Raw genomic sequence first — 16,126 nt, forward strand, 5'->3', positions numbered from 1 at the left:
CCGGCAGACTGGGCACCGATGGAAATATCGAACCAACTGGTCTGCCACTGGACCGCTGCCGCTGCTGTGTTTCTGCTGGCCGGCGCGATCAAGGGTGTGATCGGGCTCGGCCTGCCGACGGTGGCGATGGCGTTGCTCGCGCTCCGGATGCCGCCGGCGCAGGCGGCTGCCTTGCTGATCGTGCCGTCGCTGGTCACCAACCTCTGGCAGGCCGGGCCACGCGCGACTTTCGGCCCGGTGATGCGCCGCATCGGCGGCATGCAGGCCGGCATCGCGCTCGGCACCTTGGGCGGCGCGTTGTGGCTCGGTGTGCCTGGGGGCGCATGGGCATCGGTGGCGCTCGGAGTGGCGCTGATGGCTTATGCGCTCTGGGGGCTCACGGGCCGGCAGCTGCATGTGCCGGCGGAGCGTGAGCGCTGGCTCGGCCCTGTCGCAGGCGCGGCGACAGGCGTGGTCACGGCGGTGACGGGCGTGTTCGTGGTGCCGGCCGTGCCTTATATGCAGGCTCTGGGGTTCCAGCGTGACGCGCTCATCCAGGCGATGGGCATTTCATTCACCACGTCGACCGTGGTGCTCGCCATCGGGCTGGCGGGCAACGGGGAGTATCCGGTGTCGGCGTTCGGCGGCTCCATCGCGATGCTGGCGCCCGCGCTTGGCGGCATGGCGCTGGGGACGTGGCTGCGAAAGCGGCTGCCCGTGGCGGTGTTCCGGCGCTGCTTTCTGGCCGGGCTGGCGCTGCTGGGGCTTTACATGGTGGCTCGCGCGCTGGCGTGAGCCACTCCTGAACCGCGGCAGGGCCTCAGGTTTCGAGCAGGGCCTCGCGAACGCGTTCGATGGCTTGCCGATAGGGCAGGCTGAAGTTCTCGACGTCGTCGCCCGGTGCCAGCCAGCTGAAAGAGAATACCAGGCCGTCTTCCTCGGGGCTGCCCATGGCCACGTGGTCGAAGGTTTCGGGCAGCGGCCCTTCGGCGCGCATCAGGAACAGGTGCCACAGCTGCGGATGGCGCAGCGTGTTGCCTTCCGTGCCGGCCTCGCACTCGCGCGCCAGCGTGCCGAGCGACTGCAGTTCGCCGACATGGTCGATGCCCGACTCTTCGAGCAGTTCGCGGCGCACCGCCGCCTCGGGCGATTCGCCGGGCTCGATGGTGCCCTTGGGCAGCTGCATGTTGCCGTCGCCGGGATGGCGGAACACCAACAGCCGGCCCCGTGCGTCGACCAGGCAGGCGCAGGCCTTCAGCACGGTGGTGGCGCAGCCGCCGTCGTTCATCAGGCGCCCGCGAGGGCCGCCTTGACCGCCGCGCTCACCTGGCCCATGTCGGCCTTGCCCGCGAGGCGCGTCTTGACGGCGCCCATCACCTTGCCCATGTCGCCAGGGCCCTTGGCGCCCAGCTCGGCCACGATGGCCTTCACTTCGGTAGCCACTTCGTCGGCGCTCATGCGTTGCGGCAGGTACACCTCGAGCACCTTGATCTCGGCACTTTCCTTGTCCGCCAGGTCGGTGCGCCCGCCGGTCGTGAACGCGGCGATCGAGTCCTTGCGCTGCTTGACCATCTTGTCGACGATGGCGACGACCATGGCGTCGTCGAGCTCCACGCGCTCGTCGACTTCCTTCTGCTTCAGTGCGGCCAGCAGCAGGCGAATGGTGCCGAGGCGCTCCGAGTCCTTGGCGCGCATCGCGGTCTTCATGTCTTCGGTGATCTGTTCCTTGAGGCTCATGCTCGGGGCTCCTGGTTCGGGAAAAAACAAAAGCCGCGGCAGGTTTCCCTGGCGCGGCTGAGGCAACGGGGCGCTGACCGCGACTTTCGCCGACGGCCGGACCCGGGTGTTGCTTAGTACAGCTTCTTGGGCAGCTGCATGCTGCGCACGCGCTTGTAGTGGCGCTTGACGGCGGCTGCCTTCTTGCGCTTGCGCTCGGCGGTCGGCTTTTCGTAGAACTCGCGGGCGCGCAGGTCGGTCAGCAGGCCGAGCTTTTCGATGGTGCGCTTGAAGCGGCGCAGGGCGACGTCGAAAGGCTCGTTTTCTTTAACGCGGATGGTGGTCATTGATGAATCGTTGAACTGAAGTTGGCTCGGGGAGATCGAGGCCCCAAGCCGGGGTTCCTCAACTGAAAAATTTTTGCGGCCGTTGAGGGAAGGCCAAAGTTAGCCCGCGATTATAGCGCGGTTGCGCACGCATGGGCGCTCGCCCAGGCCCATTGAAAGTTGTATCCACCCAACCAACCCGTCACATCGACCACTTCGCCGATGAAATACAGGCCCGGCTGCTTCGATTCCATCGTTTGGGAGGACAAATCCCGGGTGTCGACCCCGCCGGCAGTGACTTCGGCCTTCTTGTAGCCCTCGGTGCCGCTGGGGGTGATCTGCCAGCGGGCGACGCGCTCGGCCAGCGCGGCGAGGGCCTTGTCGGCGGCCTCGTTGACGGGGCGCTGCAGGGCGGGATCCTGGCCCACCCAGGCGTCTGCCAGCCTGGAGGGCACCAGCGCGGCCAGTTCGTTGGCGATGCGCTTCTTCGAGCGCAGCTTGGCTTCGCCCAGCGCTTCGGCCACGTCCACGCCCGGTGCAAAGTCGAGCGTCAACGGCGATCCGGGCTTCCAGTAGCTCGAAATCTGCAGCACGGCCGGGCCCGAGAGGCCGCGATGGGTGAACAGCAGGTCTTCGAGGAAGGCCATTTTTTCCTTCCTGGCCCCGGTCTCGATGCGCACCGGCAGCGCCAGGCCGGCCAGTTCCGCATAGGGCGCCCAGGCCTCGCCGCCGAAAGTCAGCGGCACCAGCGCCGGGCGGGGCGTGACCACGCGCAGGCCGAACTGCTCGGCCAGCCGGTAGCCGAAATCGCTCGCGCCGATCTGCGGAATCGACAGGCCGCCGGTGGCAACCACCAGCTTGGGCGTTTCGATCAGGCCTTTGCTGCTATCGATTCGGTAGCTGCCGGAGTCCGCCGCACCGGCTTCCGGTGCCGAAAACACGATCTTTCCGAGCTTGCAAGGCTGCCAGCGCGTGACGTTGCCTACATCGCACTCGGCCAGCAGCATGTCGACGATCTGCTGGGAGGAGCCGTCGCAGAACAGCTGCCCCTTGTGCTTCTCGTGAAAGGCGATGCCGTGCTTCTGCACCAGCTCGATGAACTGCTGCGGCGCATAGCGCGAGAGCGCCGAGCGGCAGAAATTCGGGTTGTCGCCGATGAAGTGGCGCTGCGGTGCGCGCACGTCGAGGTCGCGGTTGGTGAAGTTGGCGCGGCCGCCGCCCGAGATGCGGATTTTCTCGCCGACCTTCGCGCTGTGGTCGACCAGCAGCACCTTGAGGCCGCGCTGCCCGGCAAGCGCCGCGCAGAACAGGCCCGCGGCACCAGCGCCGACCACCACGGCGTCGAAATGAGCGGACGTACCCAAGGCGATCAGGGGCCGTCCGCGGCAAGCAGCGGCGGTGCGTTGTACTTCAGGTGCCCGATGTAGCGCAGCGGCTGCGTGGCGGCAATGGAGGGCACGTCGCCCTCGCGCATGTGCAGCAGGTCGGCCGGGCTGACCCAGCGCGGATCGGCGTCGGTGATCGGCAGGCCGGCCCGGCGGTAGGCCTCGAGCACAAATTGCGAGCAGAAGAACTGGTCGTCGCGGCTCGCGCCCAGCTGCACCATGGCCATGCCGCTGATGCAGTAGTGGCTCACGGCCGAAGGAATCAGCGGCAGCTCGCACAGGCGCCGGTTCAGCACGAAAGGCGCGTTCAGCAGCACCCCGGTGGTGTTGTAGCGGGTGCCGACCTGCGAATTGGCCCAGGCACGGAGCTTTTCGACACCCGCGGCGTCGAGCCCGGGCACGCGAAAGGCCACGACCATCTGTTCTTCGTCCACCACGTCGGCCAACGGCCGTGCGCGCACGCCGGTGCCCACGGCTTCGGCGATCAGGCCATCGCCCAGGTACAGCACCGCGTGGCTCACCGGCGAGAAGGTGCCCAGCCGGATGCCGAAGGAATTGACCGTGGCGATGGACGTCAGCAGGATGTCCCCCGGCTGCAGCGCATCGGCCGCGATGAGCTCGCCGCCGTTGCCCGGCGCGATGACCGAGCTTTGCACCCGCAGGCGCAAGCCCGTGTCCTTGGTCGGCAGATCGACGCGGGTGGCGCAGCCCGACAGAAGCAGCAGCGCAGCCGCGGCGGCAGCCACTGCCGCCGCCGCATTGAGATAACGGTTCATCATCCCTTCCAGATGAACGGAAATTTCAACTGCTTGAAGAAGCCGTTGGGCACGTAGTCGCCGAGCACGCCGTATTTCTCGGGCCAGAGCTTGGTGCTTTTCACCGCGGTGCCGAAGAGGTAGTCAAGGAAGGCGTAATGCGCCGAATAGTTCTTGTCGAGCGCCTCCACGTCCTGGCTGTGGTGCCAGTGGTGGAAGTTGGGCGTGACGATGATGTAGCGCAGCGGGCCGAGCCGCACGCTCACGTTGCAGTGGTTGAACACCGCCTGGAAACCCACCACCACGATGTAGGCGTCGATCACTTCTTTCGAAAAGCCGAACACGTAGATCGGCGCGAGCACCAGCGTGCGCGTGATCAGCAGTTCGAGGATGTGCTGGCGCGAGCCCGCCATCCAGTCCATGCTTTTCACGCTGTGGTGCACCGCATGCAGCCGCCAGAGCACCGGCACCTCGTGGTAGGCGCGGTGGGTCCAGTACTGGACCAGGTCGGCCACCAGGATGATCAGCAGCAGCCCGGCCCAGAACGGCAGGTTGCCCACCCAGCCGCGAATGCCGTCGTTGGCGGCCCAGCCGAAGAACTTGTGCACCATCAGGTTGGTGGCCAGCAGCACGAAGCCCACGATCATGTGGTTCACCACGAAATGGTGGAAGTCGGTCTGCCACTCGGCGCGGAACACCGGCTGGTCCTTGCGCAGCGCGAACAGCTTCTCGATGAAGATGAAGATCAGCGAGGAGCCCAGCAGGTCGAGAATGAACCAGTCCAGGCCGATATAGGGCGTGTTGTCGGCAAAGTCGTTCACCGGCACCTTATGCCCGCCCAGCAGCGCGGCCGCGGCCACCAGCAGGAAGGCGGCCGAAGAGAGCCAGCGCGAGCGGTTGAAGATGATGTTCACCAGCGCCATTCCGCCCGAGACGACCATGGCCGCCAGCAGAATGAAGCGCATCACATCGACGTTGTAGCTTCGGCGCAACTCGGGCGTCGTGAGGTACTGCGGAAAGTGGAATGCCAGCACGCCCAGGAAGCACAGGATGCCCAGGCTCAGGGCGATGGTTCCTGTGACCAAGCCGCGGCCGCGCTGCAGCTCGCCATGGTTCTGGGTGAATTCGTTGAGTTTGTCGATGTCGAGCATTCCCGCCTCTCTCGTTGTTTACGCTTTTGTTGGAGCGCGATTTTAGGCGGCTGTAGGAAAACGCCCACGTCCGCCAAAAGGTCTAGACGCGGCGCCGGTCTTCGGGGTCAGCGCGGCCGGACGGCACGCCGACGCAGCAGCGCCGCCGTTCCCACTGCCACGGCCATCACGAGCAGCGACACGACGGTGGTCACCGTCCCCAGTGCATAGATCGACGGCGTGGTGACCGTCGAGGTCAAGCCCTGCAGTTCGAGCGGCAAGGTGTTGACGTCGCCGATGGCTTGCGAGGTGCGGGCAATTTCGTCCCATGACAGCGTGAAGCCGAACATTCCGATGCCGACGATCGACGGGCCGATCAGCGGCAGCACCACGTGCCGGAAGGTCTGCCACGGCGTGGCGCCGAGGTCGCGCGCGGCTTCCTCGTAGGCCGGGTTGAAGCGGTTGAATACCGCGAACATGATGAGCAGCCCGAAGGGCAGGGTCCACGTCAGGTGCGCGCCGAGCGCGGAGCTGAACAGGCCGAGGGCGGTGCCGTAGCCTTCGAGGAGCGTGGTGGCGTCCATCGCCGTCAGCACGCTCTTGAGGCCGGTGTCGATGAGCCTGAACTGCAGGCCGATGCCGAGCGAAATGATGATCGACGGCATGATGAGGCTCGCCACGGTGACGAAAAAGAGCGCGTTGCTTCCCGCGAGCTTCTTGCGGAACGCGAGGCCGGCCAGCACCGACAGCACCACGGTGAAGCCCATCACCACCGCGCCCAGCGCCAGCGAGCGCCTGAAGGCCGCGCCGATGTCGACGGTGCCCAGGCCCTCGGCCAGCTTGTGGAACCAGTGCAGCGAGACGCCGCGCAGCGGAAAGGTGAGGCCGCCTTCAGGGCCCTGGAAGCTCAGGATGAAGATCGTGATCATCGGGCCGTAGAGGAACAGCACGAAGAGGGTGAACACGATTGCCAATGGCCAGAAGCCTGGGCTTCTCTGTTCTCCTATGCGTTGGCTCATTTGTGTTGTCTTTCTTTCGGGGCGCGTGCACAGGCCACCGGGTACTCCCCTCCGCGAATGTCCCCCGGCCTGCGGCCTCCTCCTTGATTTCGCTGCGGGGAGCACCCGATGCCCTGTGCACACCGGGCGCTGCGCTTGTTCCGCTCGACCAACGACTGCTCTGAATAACGCTCCCGGCGATGGGGTGCCTTGCGCAGCGAAATAAAGGAGGAGCCCGAAGGGCGGGGGACATTCGCGGAGCAAGGTACCCCGTCGCCGGGAGCGCGCCACGAACAGCCGCGTTCAGACCCATCAACGCGACGGACGACAAAGCAAGGCTTCATCTCAGAGTTCTTTGCGTATATCGACAAGCCGAGTGAGTCCCCAGATGATCATCAGCACCACCGCCAACAGAATCATCGCGTTGGCCGCGGCCAGCGGAAATTGCAGGTACGAGGTCTGCACCTGGATGATCTTGCCGATCGATGCGATCTGCTGGCCTCCCATCACGCCGATGGTCACGAAGTCGCCCATCACAATGGTGATGACAAAGATCGAACCGATCAGGATGCCGGTGCGCGACAGCGGCACCACGACGTTCCACAGCGTCTGCCAGCCCGAGGCGCCCGCGTCGCTCGCGGCTTCGAGCAGCGAGCGGTCGATGCGCATCATGCTGTTGAAGATCGGAACGATCATGAACATCGTGTAGAGGTGCACAAAAGCGAGCACCACTGAAAAGTCGGAGAACAGCAGCCACTCGACGGGCTGGCTCACGACGCCCAGGCCCATCAACCCCTGATTGGCCAAACCGTTGCGCCCCAGCAGCGGCACCCACGAGATCATGCGGATCACGTTCGAGGTCCAGAACGGCACCGTGCACAGCACGAACAGCACCGTCTGCATCGTCGATGAACGCACGTGGAACGCGAGAAAATACGCCACCGAAAAACCGACGAGCAGGGTGATGCCCCACACCAGCAGGCAGAACTTGAAAGTGCTCAGGTAGGTGTTGAGCGTGACGCACAGGTCGCCGTTGTCGGTGAGCTGCGAGCAGCCCTCGAACAGGCTCGCGTAGTTGCGCAGCGTCACCGCCGGAATCAACTCGTACTCGTTGAAATTCCACAGGCTGACCATCGCGATCAGCGCCAGTGGAATCAAGAAGAACAGCAAGAAAACCAGCGCAAACGGCGCCGCCTGCCACCATGCCTTCACGGCATGGACGGACGGGCTGGGCGCGTGCGCGCTGGCGGTCGGAGCGCTCACAGGGTCAAGCGGCGACGAACTCGTTCCACTTGCGGACCATGTATTCGTTCTCGTCCATCACGGCGTTCCAGCAGGCGATGCCGCCCATGCGCTGTTCGTAGCTGCCACCGTCGCGCACCGCGCCGGCCTTGGCCAGCAGGTCGCCGTTCGGGCCCTTGATGTCTTGCGAGGCGGCCTTGCCTTCCATCCAGTAGGCCCATTCGTAGGCTTCCATCTTGGCCTTGGCGGTGTCGAGCACCGCGCTGTAGTAGCCCTGGCGGTTGAGGTACGCGCCGGCCCAGCCGTCGAGGAACCAGTTGATGAATTCATAGGCGCCATCGAGCTTCTTGCCCGACAGCGTGGCCGGCAGGCCGAAGCCGGCCGCCCAGGCGCGGTAGCCTTCCTTGAGCGGCTGGAAGTTGCAGGCAATGCCCTTGGTGCGCACGGCCGTGACGGCCGGCGACCACATCGACTGGATCACCACCTCGCCCGAGGCCATCAGGTTGACCGACTCGTTGAAGTCCTTCCACAGCGCGCGGAACTGTCCGGCCTTTTTCGCTTCGATCAGGGTCTTGATCGTCAGGTCGATCTCGGCCTTGGTCATGTTGCCCTTGTCCTTGTACTTGTGGATGCCCTTGGCCTCCACCACCATTGCGGCGTCCATGATGCCGATCGAAGGAATGTTCAGGATCGCGGCCTTGCCCTTGAACTCGGGGTTCAGCAGCTCGGCCCACGAACCGATGGGCCGTTTGATGAGGTCGGGGCGAATGCCCAGCGTGTCGGCGTTGTAGACCGTCGGAATGAGCGACATGAACTGCGTCGGCTCGGCCGCGAACTTCTTCGACTTCTCGCCTTCGAGATAGATCACCTTCTTGGGCGCGGTGCCCTGGTCGCCCACCGCCTTGCCGGCGACTTCGCCCTTGGTGAAAAGCGTGGTGATCTTGTCGGCGTTCTTGATCTTCCTGGTGTCGATGCCTTTCAGGTTGCCCGTGGGCACGATCTTCTTGAGCGAAAAGAATTCGGTGTCGATCAGGTCGAAGCTGTTGGGCGCGGTCACGGCGCGCTTGGTCACGTCGTCGGTGGTCACGGCCACGTACTGGATCTCGATGCCGGTGTCGGCCTTGAACTTCTCGGCAATGGCCTTGTCCTGGTTCACCGCGGTTCCCAGGTAGCGCAGCACGATCTTTTCCTGCGCATGTACGAAGGGCGCGATGCCCGTGGCCAGAATGCCGGCGGTGCCTTGCAGCAGGGTGCGACGCTGGAGGCCGGCGGACGAGTCGATGGGGTCGGTCATGGAAGAGTCTCCGTTGAAAAAACAGGGAAGGGAACGCGGAAGAAAAAGGAAGGCGGGCAATGCGTGAATCGCCGCGCGCTCACAGCGGCATGCTGGCGAGCGCGGCCATGTCGTCGCGCACGGCGCCTTCGTGGACCGGCGCCGGTTCCCGCGCAGCCGGCGGTTTGGCACCCGGGCCGAGAGCACGCGCGTCGGCTTCGGCCCAGGCGAGGCGCACTGCATCGCCCGGCGCATGGGGGATCGCAAGAAAGGCGGCTTCACCGAGCAGCACCGAGACGTTGCCGCGGTTCGGCGCGGCGTCTTGCAGCGCGAGGCCGAGCAACACGTAGGTGCCCTGGTATTCGACGTCGGTCACCGTCGCGGCCAGGCCACCGGGGGCGCCGGTGCCCGACGACGGGATGATCCGCATGTGGTCGTTGCGCACCGCAATCGGGCCGGCCGGCGTGTCGAACACGTTGTGGCCGCCCATGAAGCGCGCCACGAATTCGTTTGCAGGGCGGTTGTAGACCTGGTGCGGCGAGCCGACCTGTTCGATCACGCCGTGGTTCATCACCACCATGGTGTCGGCCAGCGCCATGGCTTCTTCCTGCGAATGCGTCACGTGAACGAAAGTCAGCCCCAGTTCCTTCTGCCAGCGCCGCAACTCGGCGCGCATCTGAATGCGCAGGAACGGATCGAGCGCCGACAGCGGCTCGTCGAGCAGCAGCACGCGCGGCTCGGTAATGAGCGCGCGCGCCAGCGCCACACGCTGCTGCTGGCCGCCGGAAAGTTCACCGGGCTTGCGTTCGGCCAGGTGGCCCATCGCCACGCGCTCCAGCAGGTCGCGTGCGCGCTTCTGGCGTTCGGCCTTGCCGACGCCTTTCATCTTGAGGCTGAAGGCCACGTTGTCCGTCGCCGACAGGTGCGGAAACAGCGCGAAGCTCTGGAACATCATCGCGGTGCCGCGCGCGGCCGCGGGCAGGTTCGTGATGTTGCGGTTGTCCAGCAGGATGTCGCCACTGGTGACCGACTCGTGGCCCGCAATCATGCGCAGCGTGGTGCTCTTGCCGCAGCCCGAGGGACCCAGCAGGCAGCAGTAGCTGCCGCTGGCAATGCGCAGGTCGATCTGGTCGACGGCGGCGGGCGTGCCCGCGGCGTAGCGCTTGCTCAGCGCAACGATCTCGACAGCGGCGGGCGGGGGCGCGGCGACGGCGGTCATTGGCCGGGGGCGCGGGGCGCGGAAAACGATCGGAAAACGAGCATGCTGGCGTTAAGCACGCTCCATGCCACATGGGTGCAGAAGCGCCCTATGTGGGCCCGCGAAAAACCCGAGCCCAGCAGGTCTTACTTGGAGAACAGCCCGGGCCTGCCGAGCCTTCTCTTCCGGCGGCTCAGGTGCCGAACCAGCCGGCGTCCGAATCCACCGGCAATGCCGCCGCGGCCAGCCCGCGCAGCACATCGCCCACGACGATGACCGCGGGGCTCGCGAGTCCGGCGTCGGCAATGCAGGCTTGCAGCCGGTCGAGCGTGGCCGTGACGTGCCGCTGCTGCGGCAGGCTCGCGTGCTGGATGACTGCCACTGGCGTGTCGCCAGGCAGGCCCTGCAGCAGTTCGCGCTCGATGTGGCCCGCGCCCGCCACACCCATGTAGATCACCAGCGTGAGCCGTGCGCTGTGCGCGGTGGCGGCCAGCGCGCGCCAGGCGGTGGCGTCTTCATGCGCACTGGCGCCCGTCTTGGCGTGGCCGGTGACGAACACCACGCCCTGGGCATGGTCGCGGTGGGTCAGCGGTACGCCGAGCGAAGTCACCGCGGCAAGGCCGGCGGTAATGCCGTTGATCACCGTGCACTCGATGCCGGCTTCGCGCAGGTGCTCGACCTCTTCGCCGCCGCGGCCGAAGATGAACGGGTCGCCGCCCTTGAGCCGGACCACCGTTTCGCCTTCGCGCACCGCGGTGATCATGAGCCGTTCGATGAACGCCTGCGGCGTGCTCTTGCAGCCGCCGCGCTTGCCCACGTGCACGATGCGCGCGCCGGGCCGGGCATAGGAGGCGAGGATGCTTTCGCTCACGAGGTCGTCCACCAGCAGCACGGTCGCGGCCTGGATCGCCTTCACGGCCTTGATCGTCAGCAATTCGGGGTCGCCGGGGCCGGCACCCACCAGCGTGCAGCTTCCGGCGGTGAATGAGGATGTGAGTGCGTTCATGCGTGGGCTGCCAGTTGCGTGATGTGCCTGACCTGCGTGGCGATGGCTTCGGGCACGGGAAGCTCGCCGTTCAATACACGGCGCGTGTAGTCGGCCGTGGTCGCGACGTCGATCTCTTTGGGCAGGCCCGGCACCTCGTTCGATGTGCCAGCGGCCTGGGCCTGCAACTCGCTGCGCACGCCGCGCACGAAGCCGTCGATCTGTGCGGTGCGGCGCGGGTCGGACACCACTTCGCCTTCGAGGCCGCGCGAGAGCAGGGCGGTCATGCCCATGAGCTCGAAGGTTTCGGCCATGGTGCGCGCATATTCCGGATGCGTATAGCTTGCCACGACCACAGAGGGGCCAGTGGTCGGCTGCATCAGCTTGACCACGCTGTGGCCGGGGTTGCGCAGGCCCACCACACGGCGCACGTCGAGCAGCCGCTTGAGTGCAGGGTTGAGCAGTTCGGTCGGCGCAAAGCCAACCTCGCCGGACGGGATTTTTCGGATGGCTGTGAGCATCGGTATGTCCAGTGCCTCCAGCACGTTCGATGCCAACACGCGCGAGGTTTCGGTGGCGCTGCCGTGCACCAGCACCGGCAAGCCTTCGCGGGCGAGCAGCAGCGCAAGCAGCGGCGTGAGCACCGGCAGTTTGCGCGCGCCGTTGTAGCTCGGCAGCACGATGAGCGGGCGGTCAGCAGGAGGCAGGCGGTTGAGCCGCTCATGCGTCGCATCGAGGAAGCCCGCCATCTCTTCGGGCGTTTCGCCCTTGATGCGCATGGCCAGGCAAAAGCCGCCGATTTCGAGGTCGGTGACGGTGCCGTCCAGCACCTGGCCGAACAGGTCGGTGGCCTGTTCGCGCGTCAGCGGCTTGGCGCCTCGCGCGCCGCGGCCGATTTCCTTGATGTATTGGCTGATTCCCATGGGTGCCCCGATTGTCCCGCAATGCTTATGCCGGAATGCAAGGCGGCTTATGCCTCTGTCTTGTCCCTTCCCCTTCCGGGGGAAGGTCGGGATTGGGGGCAGGCAGAGCGCTCAATGGATGCGCCGCTTGCCCCTACCCCAGCCCTCCTCCGGCGGGGGAGGGAGCAAGACGGGGAGTCATGGGGCTTCCGCCATTGCCTCGGAAGGCGTCGCCCGGACCATGCGCTTGAGCTCCGGCAGGCAGGAGCCGCAGTTGGTGCCGCATTTCAGCGTGCCCTGCAGCGAAGCCAGCCGTTCTTCGGGCGTGCCGTTGCAGCGGCCCAGCTCGGCCCGGATCGCCAGGTCGGTCACGTTGAAGCAGGTGCAGATCGGCTGCCCGCGGGACTGCACCGCCACCGGCGCGCGGGCGCCCGGGGACAGTAGCAAACGGCCATAGGTTTGCGCTGGAATTTCTTCGCGCAGCAGGGTGCCGATCCAGGCTTCGGCACTCGTATCGCCGCCCAGCAAAAAGGCTTCGAGGCCGGCGTTGCCGTCGGCGCGCCGCACCAGCCGCGCCACGCGGCGCTGGCCGCGCCGCTGGTCGGCGTAGCGCAGGGCGTCGCTGCCGCGCAGGCCGAGCAGGCCTTCGATCCGGTCGATGAGCTCGTCGGCCGGCGCGTCGTGCGCGGCGGCGCGGAACAGGATGCCGCTGCGTTCTTCGCCCGGCGTATTGCCCGAGAACGGCACGCAGGTGGCAAACGGAAACATCGCCATCAGCGGCTTGAGCGCCTGGTGCGCGGCCAGCGCCGCGTCGGGCGGCAGCCAGGCCATCGCGAGCAGCGACCACGGCAACTCGGCCTTGAGGATCTTGACCGGCGTGTGCTTGAGCTCCGGCTGCTTCGAGGTGGGGCAGTAGGCCGACGTGGTCAACGCGTTGATGCCCGCCAGCGGCGTGCCGGTCGACGAGCAGCCGCTCAGGTATTCCTCGCCCCAGTGCATGGCGACGAAAGCCTGGCTCAGTCCGATCTCGGCGCTGGCGCGGGCGGGCAGCAGGATGGAGCCGCGCTTGGAGGTGAGGTGCACCAGGTCGCCGTCTTTCAGTTGCCGGCGCGCCATGTCTTGCGCATTCATCTGCACCACCGGCTCGGCCACATGGCCGAACAGGCGGCCGACCGTGCCGGTGCGGCTCATGCCGTGCCACTGGTCGCGCAAACGGCCCGTGTTGAGCGAGAACGGATAGCGTGCCTCGCGCGCCTCGGCCACCGGCTTGTAGACCGTGTCGACGAAGCGCGCGCGGCCGTCCGGCGTGGGGAAAACGCCGTCTTCGTAGAGGCGGACGCGGCCGGTGGTTTCGCCTTCCTTCAGCGGCCATTGCTGGGGGCCGGCCGTGTCGAGCATGGCGTAGCTCATGCCGGTGATGTCGAGATCGCGGCCCCGCGTCGATTCGCGGTGCTCGTTCCACACCCGTTCGGCGGAGTCGTATGGAAACAGCGTGGCCGGGCGGCCGAGCCGCTGTTCGAGCCGGCGCGCGAAATCGACGGCAATCGACCAGTCGTGGCGCGCCTCGCCCGGTGCCGTCACCGCGGGGCGCACGCGCGAGATGCGGCGCTCGCTGTTGGTCACGGTGCCTTCCTTCTCGCCCCAGGTGGTGGCTGGCAGCAGCAGGTCGGCGAAGGCGCAGGTCGAGGTGGTCGAAAAAGCCTCCTGCACCACGACGAATTCGGCGCGCTCAAGGGCGCGGCGTACCGTCGCCTGGTCGGGCATCGACTGGGCCGGATTGGTGCAGGCAATCCACAGCGCGCGGATCTCGCCATCGGCCGCGGCCTGGAACATCTCGACTGCGGTCTTGCCGGGCTTCTCGGGGACCGAGGGCAGGTTCCACAGCGCCGCCACTTCCGCGCGATGCACAGGGTTGGCCAGGTCGCGGTGCGCGCTCAGCAGGTTGGCCAGGCCGCCCACTTCACGCCCGCCCATCGCATTGGGCTGGCCGGTGAGCGAGAACGGGCCCGCGCCAGGCTTGCCGATCTGGCCGGTCGCAAGGTGCAGGTTGATCAGCGCCGCGTTCTTCGCGGTGCCGCTCGACGACTGGTTGAGGCCCTGGCAGTAGAGGCTCAGCGTGGCGGGCGAGGTCGCGAACATGCGCGCCGCGGTGAGCAGGTCGTCCTTCGAGATGCCGCAGATCTGCGCCACCTTGTCGGGCGTGCATTCGCGCACCGTGGTCTTCAGTGCGTCGAAGCCGCTGGTGTGGGCGGCGATGTAGCGGTTGTCGATCCAGCCTTCCCACAGCATCAGGTGCAGCATGCCGTTGAACAGCATGACGTCGGTGCCGGGCTGGATGGGCAGGAACAGGTCGGCGATTTCCACCGTGTCGGTGCGGCGCGGATCGGCCACGATGATCTTCAGTTCGGGGTTGGCGGCCTTCGCGTCCTCGATGCGGCGAAACAGAATGGGGTGCGCCCACGCGGCATTGCTGCCCACGATGAAAAGGCAGCTCGCGTGCTTCAGGTCGTCATAGCAGGCCGGCGGCGCATCGGCGCCCAGCGTCTGCTTGTAGCCGGCCACCGCGCTGCTCATGCACAGGCGCGAGTTGGTGTCGATGTTGTTGGTGCCGATCAGCCCCTTGGCGAGCTTGTTGAAGACGTAGTAGTCCTCGGTCAGTAGCTGGCCCGAGACATAGAAGCCCACGGCGTCGGGGCCATGGTCGCGGATGACTTGCGCGAACTTGTCGACCGCGCCGTCGAGCGCGCCGTCCCACGCGATGGGCATCGGCTCGGCACCGCGCGCGGCGCGCCGCATCGGCTGCAGCAGCCGTGTCTGGCGCGTGACCGTGGCCGTGGCCGTGAGGTGCAGTGTCGAGCCCTTGGTGCAAAGGCGCCCGAAGTTGGCCGGGTGGTCGGGGTCTCCGCGCACGCCGGTAATCTGCGCGCCGTCGGACTCGATGATCACACCGCAGCCCACGCCGCAGTAGGGGCAGGTGGAGCGAGTTTCTTCCATGGGTCGTGCCTTCGTTTTTGCGGCTAGCTGCCGTGCGGCGCCTGCACGTCGAAGGTCTCGTCGCCCAGCTTGCCGGCCGTTGCGGCGCCGGGGCCTGCGCGAGGCGGGGCCAGGTCGATGGCATGCGTCTTGAGTTCTTCCGCATCCAGGTGCACCACGCCTTCAGTCACCTTCACCGCGAACTTCGGCGTGCAGCCTTCGTCGGGCGATTTGGCGCATCCGTCGTCCAGGCCGATGGCCCAGTTGTGCAGCGGGCACGCCACGCTGGTGCCGAACACGATGCCCTGGCTCAGAGGCCCACCTTTGTGCGGGCAGCGGTCGAGCAGAGCGAACACCTGGTCCTCTGAATTGCGGAACACGGCGACGGCCACGCCCACGGGGCGCGCCACGCGGCGGGCGCCCAGCACGGGGATGTCGTCGATGCGGCAGATGGCTTTCCATTCGCTCATGGTGGGGTCTCTAGGTTTTGAGGTCGGAATACAGGCCGGTCACGCGGTCCATGATGGCGAGCAGGTTCTCGCTGGTCACGAACACGTCGGACATGAGGGCGGGCGAGGCACCCGCGCCTTCGAGGCGTTGGAGCCCGCGATTGAAGAACATCCATTGGGCATCGGCCAGTACCAGCTCTTGCCGGATCTGCGGAGTGGCTTCCGGCGCACCGCGCAGGATTTCGAGCGCGGCCAGGAATTCGGCGCGCGACTTGGCGATCTCGGCCGTGCTGCCAACCGCGTCGATCTGCATCGCGCCGGCCAGGTAGAACTTAGCCATGCGCTGCGACAGCATGCGCTGCCGCCCCGCGATGTTGACCAGCCGGCCCACGGGCTTGCCCGAAGCGGCTTCGTACTGCGTGGTGCCCTGGTTCGCGAGTGCGAGCACGGCGGCATCGAGCTTGACCACCTTGGCGGCCTCTTCCTTGTTGGGCTCCATGCCCATGAGCTCGCGCTTGAAGTCGCCCCAGGCGCCGCCGAGCGTGTCGTAGGTGCCGCGGATGGCCGGGCTCGGCGCAAAGGCCTTGAGCTCGCCCAGTTGCTTTTCGAACAGCGCAATCGACTTGTCGAGCACCTGCTGCGCATTGCGCGTTTCCACGTTCTGCACGAGCGCCAGGTAGGCCTTGCTCGCGCGCTGCGACAGCATGCGCAGGCGCCCCGCCTTGTTGATGGCGTCGTTGAGGTCGGCCACCTGCGCGCGGGCACCCGCCGCGGCCAGCGCGGAAGAAGCGATGAAGAGTCGTCTTTTCAAACCG

Annotated in this window: 16 protein-coding genes; 1 reads left to right on the top strand and 15 read right to left on the bottom strand. The window is 66.6% G+C overall.

Going from position 1 to position 16,126, the window contains the following annotated elements; genetic code table 11:
* Window positions 1-18: 18 nt before the first annotated feature.
* Window positions 19-774 (top strand): sulfite exporter TauE/SafE family protein, encoded by a 756-nt coding sequence (locus tag QFZ42_RS05585; RefSeq protein ID WP_307704175.1) that lies wholly within the window; start codon window positions 19-21, stop codon window positions 772-774.
* 25 nt (window positions 775-799) lie between these two features.
* On the opposite strand, the gene QFZ42_RS05590 is transcribed toward QFZ42_RS05585, so the two are convergent.
* The 15 genes from QFZ42_RS05590 to QFZ42_RS05660 form a co-directional block, all read right to left on the bottom strand.
* Window positions 800-1,267: an NUDIX domain-containing protein gene (locus tag QFZ42_RS05590; protein ID WP_307700004.1), complete on the bottom strand. Its 468-nt coding sequence runs from the start codon at window positions 1,265-1,267 to the stop codon at window positions 800-802.
* Complete coding sequence (locus QFZ42_RS05595; protein WP_307700005.1) at window positions 1,267-1,716, bottom strand: GatB/YqeY domain-containing protein; 450 nt, start codon at window positions 1,714-1,716, stop codon at window positions 1,267-1,269. The genes QFZ42_RS05590 and QFZ42_RS05595 overlap by 1 nt, the downstream gene beginning before the upstream one ends.
* A gap of 113 nt (window positions 1,717-1,829) precedes the next feature.
* Window positions 1,830-2,042: a 30S ribosomal protein S21 gene (rpsU, locus tag QFZ42_RS05600; RefSeq protein ID WP_007833691.1), complete on the bottom strand. Its 213-nt coding sequence runs from the start codon at window positions 2,040-2,042 to the stop codon at window positions 1,830-1,832.
* 110 nt (window positions 2,043-2,152) lie between these two features.
* Window positions 2,153-3,385 (bottom strand): NAD(P)/FAD-dependent oxidoreductase, encoded by a 1,233-nt coding sequence (locus QFZ42_RS05605; RefSeq protein WP_373423308.1) that lies wholly within the window; start codon window positions 3,383-3,385, stop codon window positions 2,153-2,155.
* 5 nt (window positions 3,386-3,390) lie between these two features.
* The gene (locus QFZ42_RS05610) at window positions 3,391-4,185 is read right to left on the bottom strand and encodes a YaeF family permuted papain-like enzyme (protein WP_307700006.1); all 795 of its coding nucleotides are present in this window, start codon (window positions 4,183-4,185) and stop codon (window positions 3,391-3,393) included.
* Window positions 4,182-5,312 (bottom strand): sterol desaturase family protein, encoded by a 1,131-nt coding sequence (locus QFZ42_RS05615; RefSeq protein ID WP_307700007.1) that lies wholly within the window; start codon window positions 5,310-5,312, stop codon window positions 4,182-4,184. The genes QFZ42_RS05610 and QFZ42_RS05615 overlap by 4 nt, the downstream gene beginning before the upstream one ends.
* A 107-nt stretch (window positions 5,313-5,419) precedes the next feature.
* Window positions 5,420-6,310, bottom strand: a complete 891-nt coding sequence (locus tag QFZ42_RS05620; protein WP_307700008.1) for an ABC transporter permease — start codon at window positions 6,308-6,310, stop codon at window positions 5,420-5,422.
* A gap of 324 nt (window positions 6,311-6,634) precedes the next feature.
* The gene (locus QFZ42_RS05625) at window positions 6,635-7,552 is read right to left on the bottom strand and encodes an ABC transporter permease (protein WP_307700009.1); all 918 of its coding nucleotides are present in this window, start codon (window positions 7,550-7,552) and stop codon (window positions 6,635-6,637) included.
* Between the two features lie 4 nt (window positions 7,553-7,556).
* On the bottom strand, window positions 7,557-8,825 hold the full coding sequence (locus tag QFZ42_RS05630) for an ABC transporter substrate-binding protein (RefSeq protein WP_307700010.1): 1,269 nt from the start codon (window positions 8,823-8,825) through the stop codon (window positions 7,557-7,559).
* 79 nt (window positions 8,826-8,904) lie between these two features.
* Window positions 8,905-10,023 (bottom strand): ABC transporter ATP-binding protein, encoded by a 1,119-nt coding sequence (locus QFZ42_RS05635; protein WP_307700011.1) that lies wholly within the window; start codon window positions 10,021-10,023, stop codon window positions 8,905-8,907.
* A 172-nt stretch (window positions 10,024-10,195) separates the two neighbouring features.
* Window positions 10,196-11,008 carry a uroporphyrinogen-III C-methyltransferase gene (gene cobA, locus QFZ42_RS05640; protein WP_307700012.1) on the bottom strand — a complete coding sequence of 271 codons (813 nt, stop codon included), beginning with the start codon at window positions 11,006-11,008 and terminating at the stop codon, window positions 10,196-10,198.
* Window positions 11,005-11,910: a DNA-binding protein YbiB gene (gene ybiB / locus QFZ42_RS05645; protein WP_307700013.1), complete on the bottom strand. Its 906-nt coding sequence runs from the start codon at window positions 11,908-11,910 to the stop codon at window positions 11,005-11,007. The genes cobA and ybiB overlap by 4 nt, the downstream gene beginning before the upstream one ends.
* Before the next feature lie 177 nt (window positions 11,911-12,087).
* Complete coding sequence (locus QFZ42_RS05650) at window positions 12,088-14,883, bottom strand: nitrate reductase (protein ID WP_307700014.1); 2,796 nt, start codon at window positions 14,881-14,883, stop codon at window positions 12,088-12,090.
* A 23-nt stretch (window positions 14,884-14,906) separates the two neighbouring features.
* Window positions 14,907-15,332, bottom strand: coding sequence for a nitrite reductase small subunit NirD (gene nirD / locus QFZ42_RS05655; RefSeq protein ID WP_307700015.1), 426 nt, complete (start codon window positions 15,330-15,332; stop codon window positions 14,907-14,909).
* A 10-nt stretch (window positions 15,333-15,342) separates the two neighbouring features.
* On the bottom strand, window positions 15,343-16,122 hold the full coding sequence (locus tag QFZ42_RS05660) for a type IV pili methyl-accepting chemotaxis transducer N-terminal domain-containing protein (protein ID WP_307700016.1): 780 nt from the start codon (window positions 16,120-16,122) through the stop codon (window positions 15,343-15,345).
* Between the last annotated feature and the right edge of the window lie 4 nt (window positions 16,123-16,126).

The sequence above is a fragment of the Variovorax paradoxus genome, from assembly GCF_030815855.1.
Lineage (GTDB): Bacteria > Pseudomonadota > Gammaproteobacteria > Burkholderiales > Burkholderiaceae_C > Variovorax > Variovorax paradoxus_M.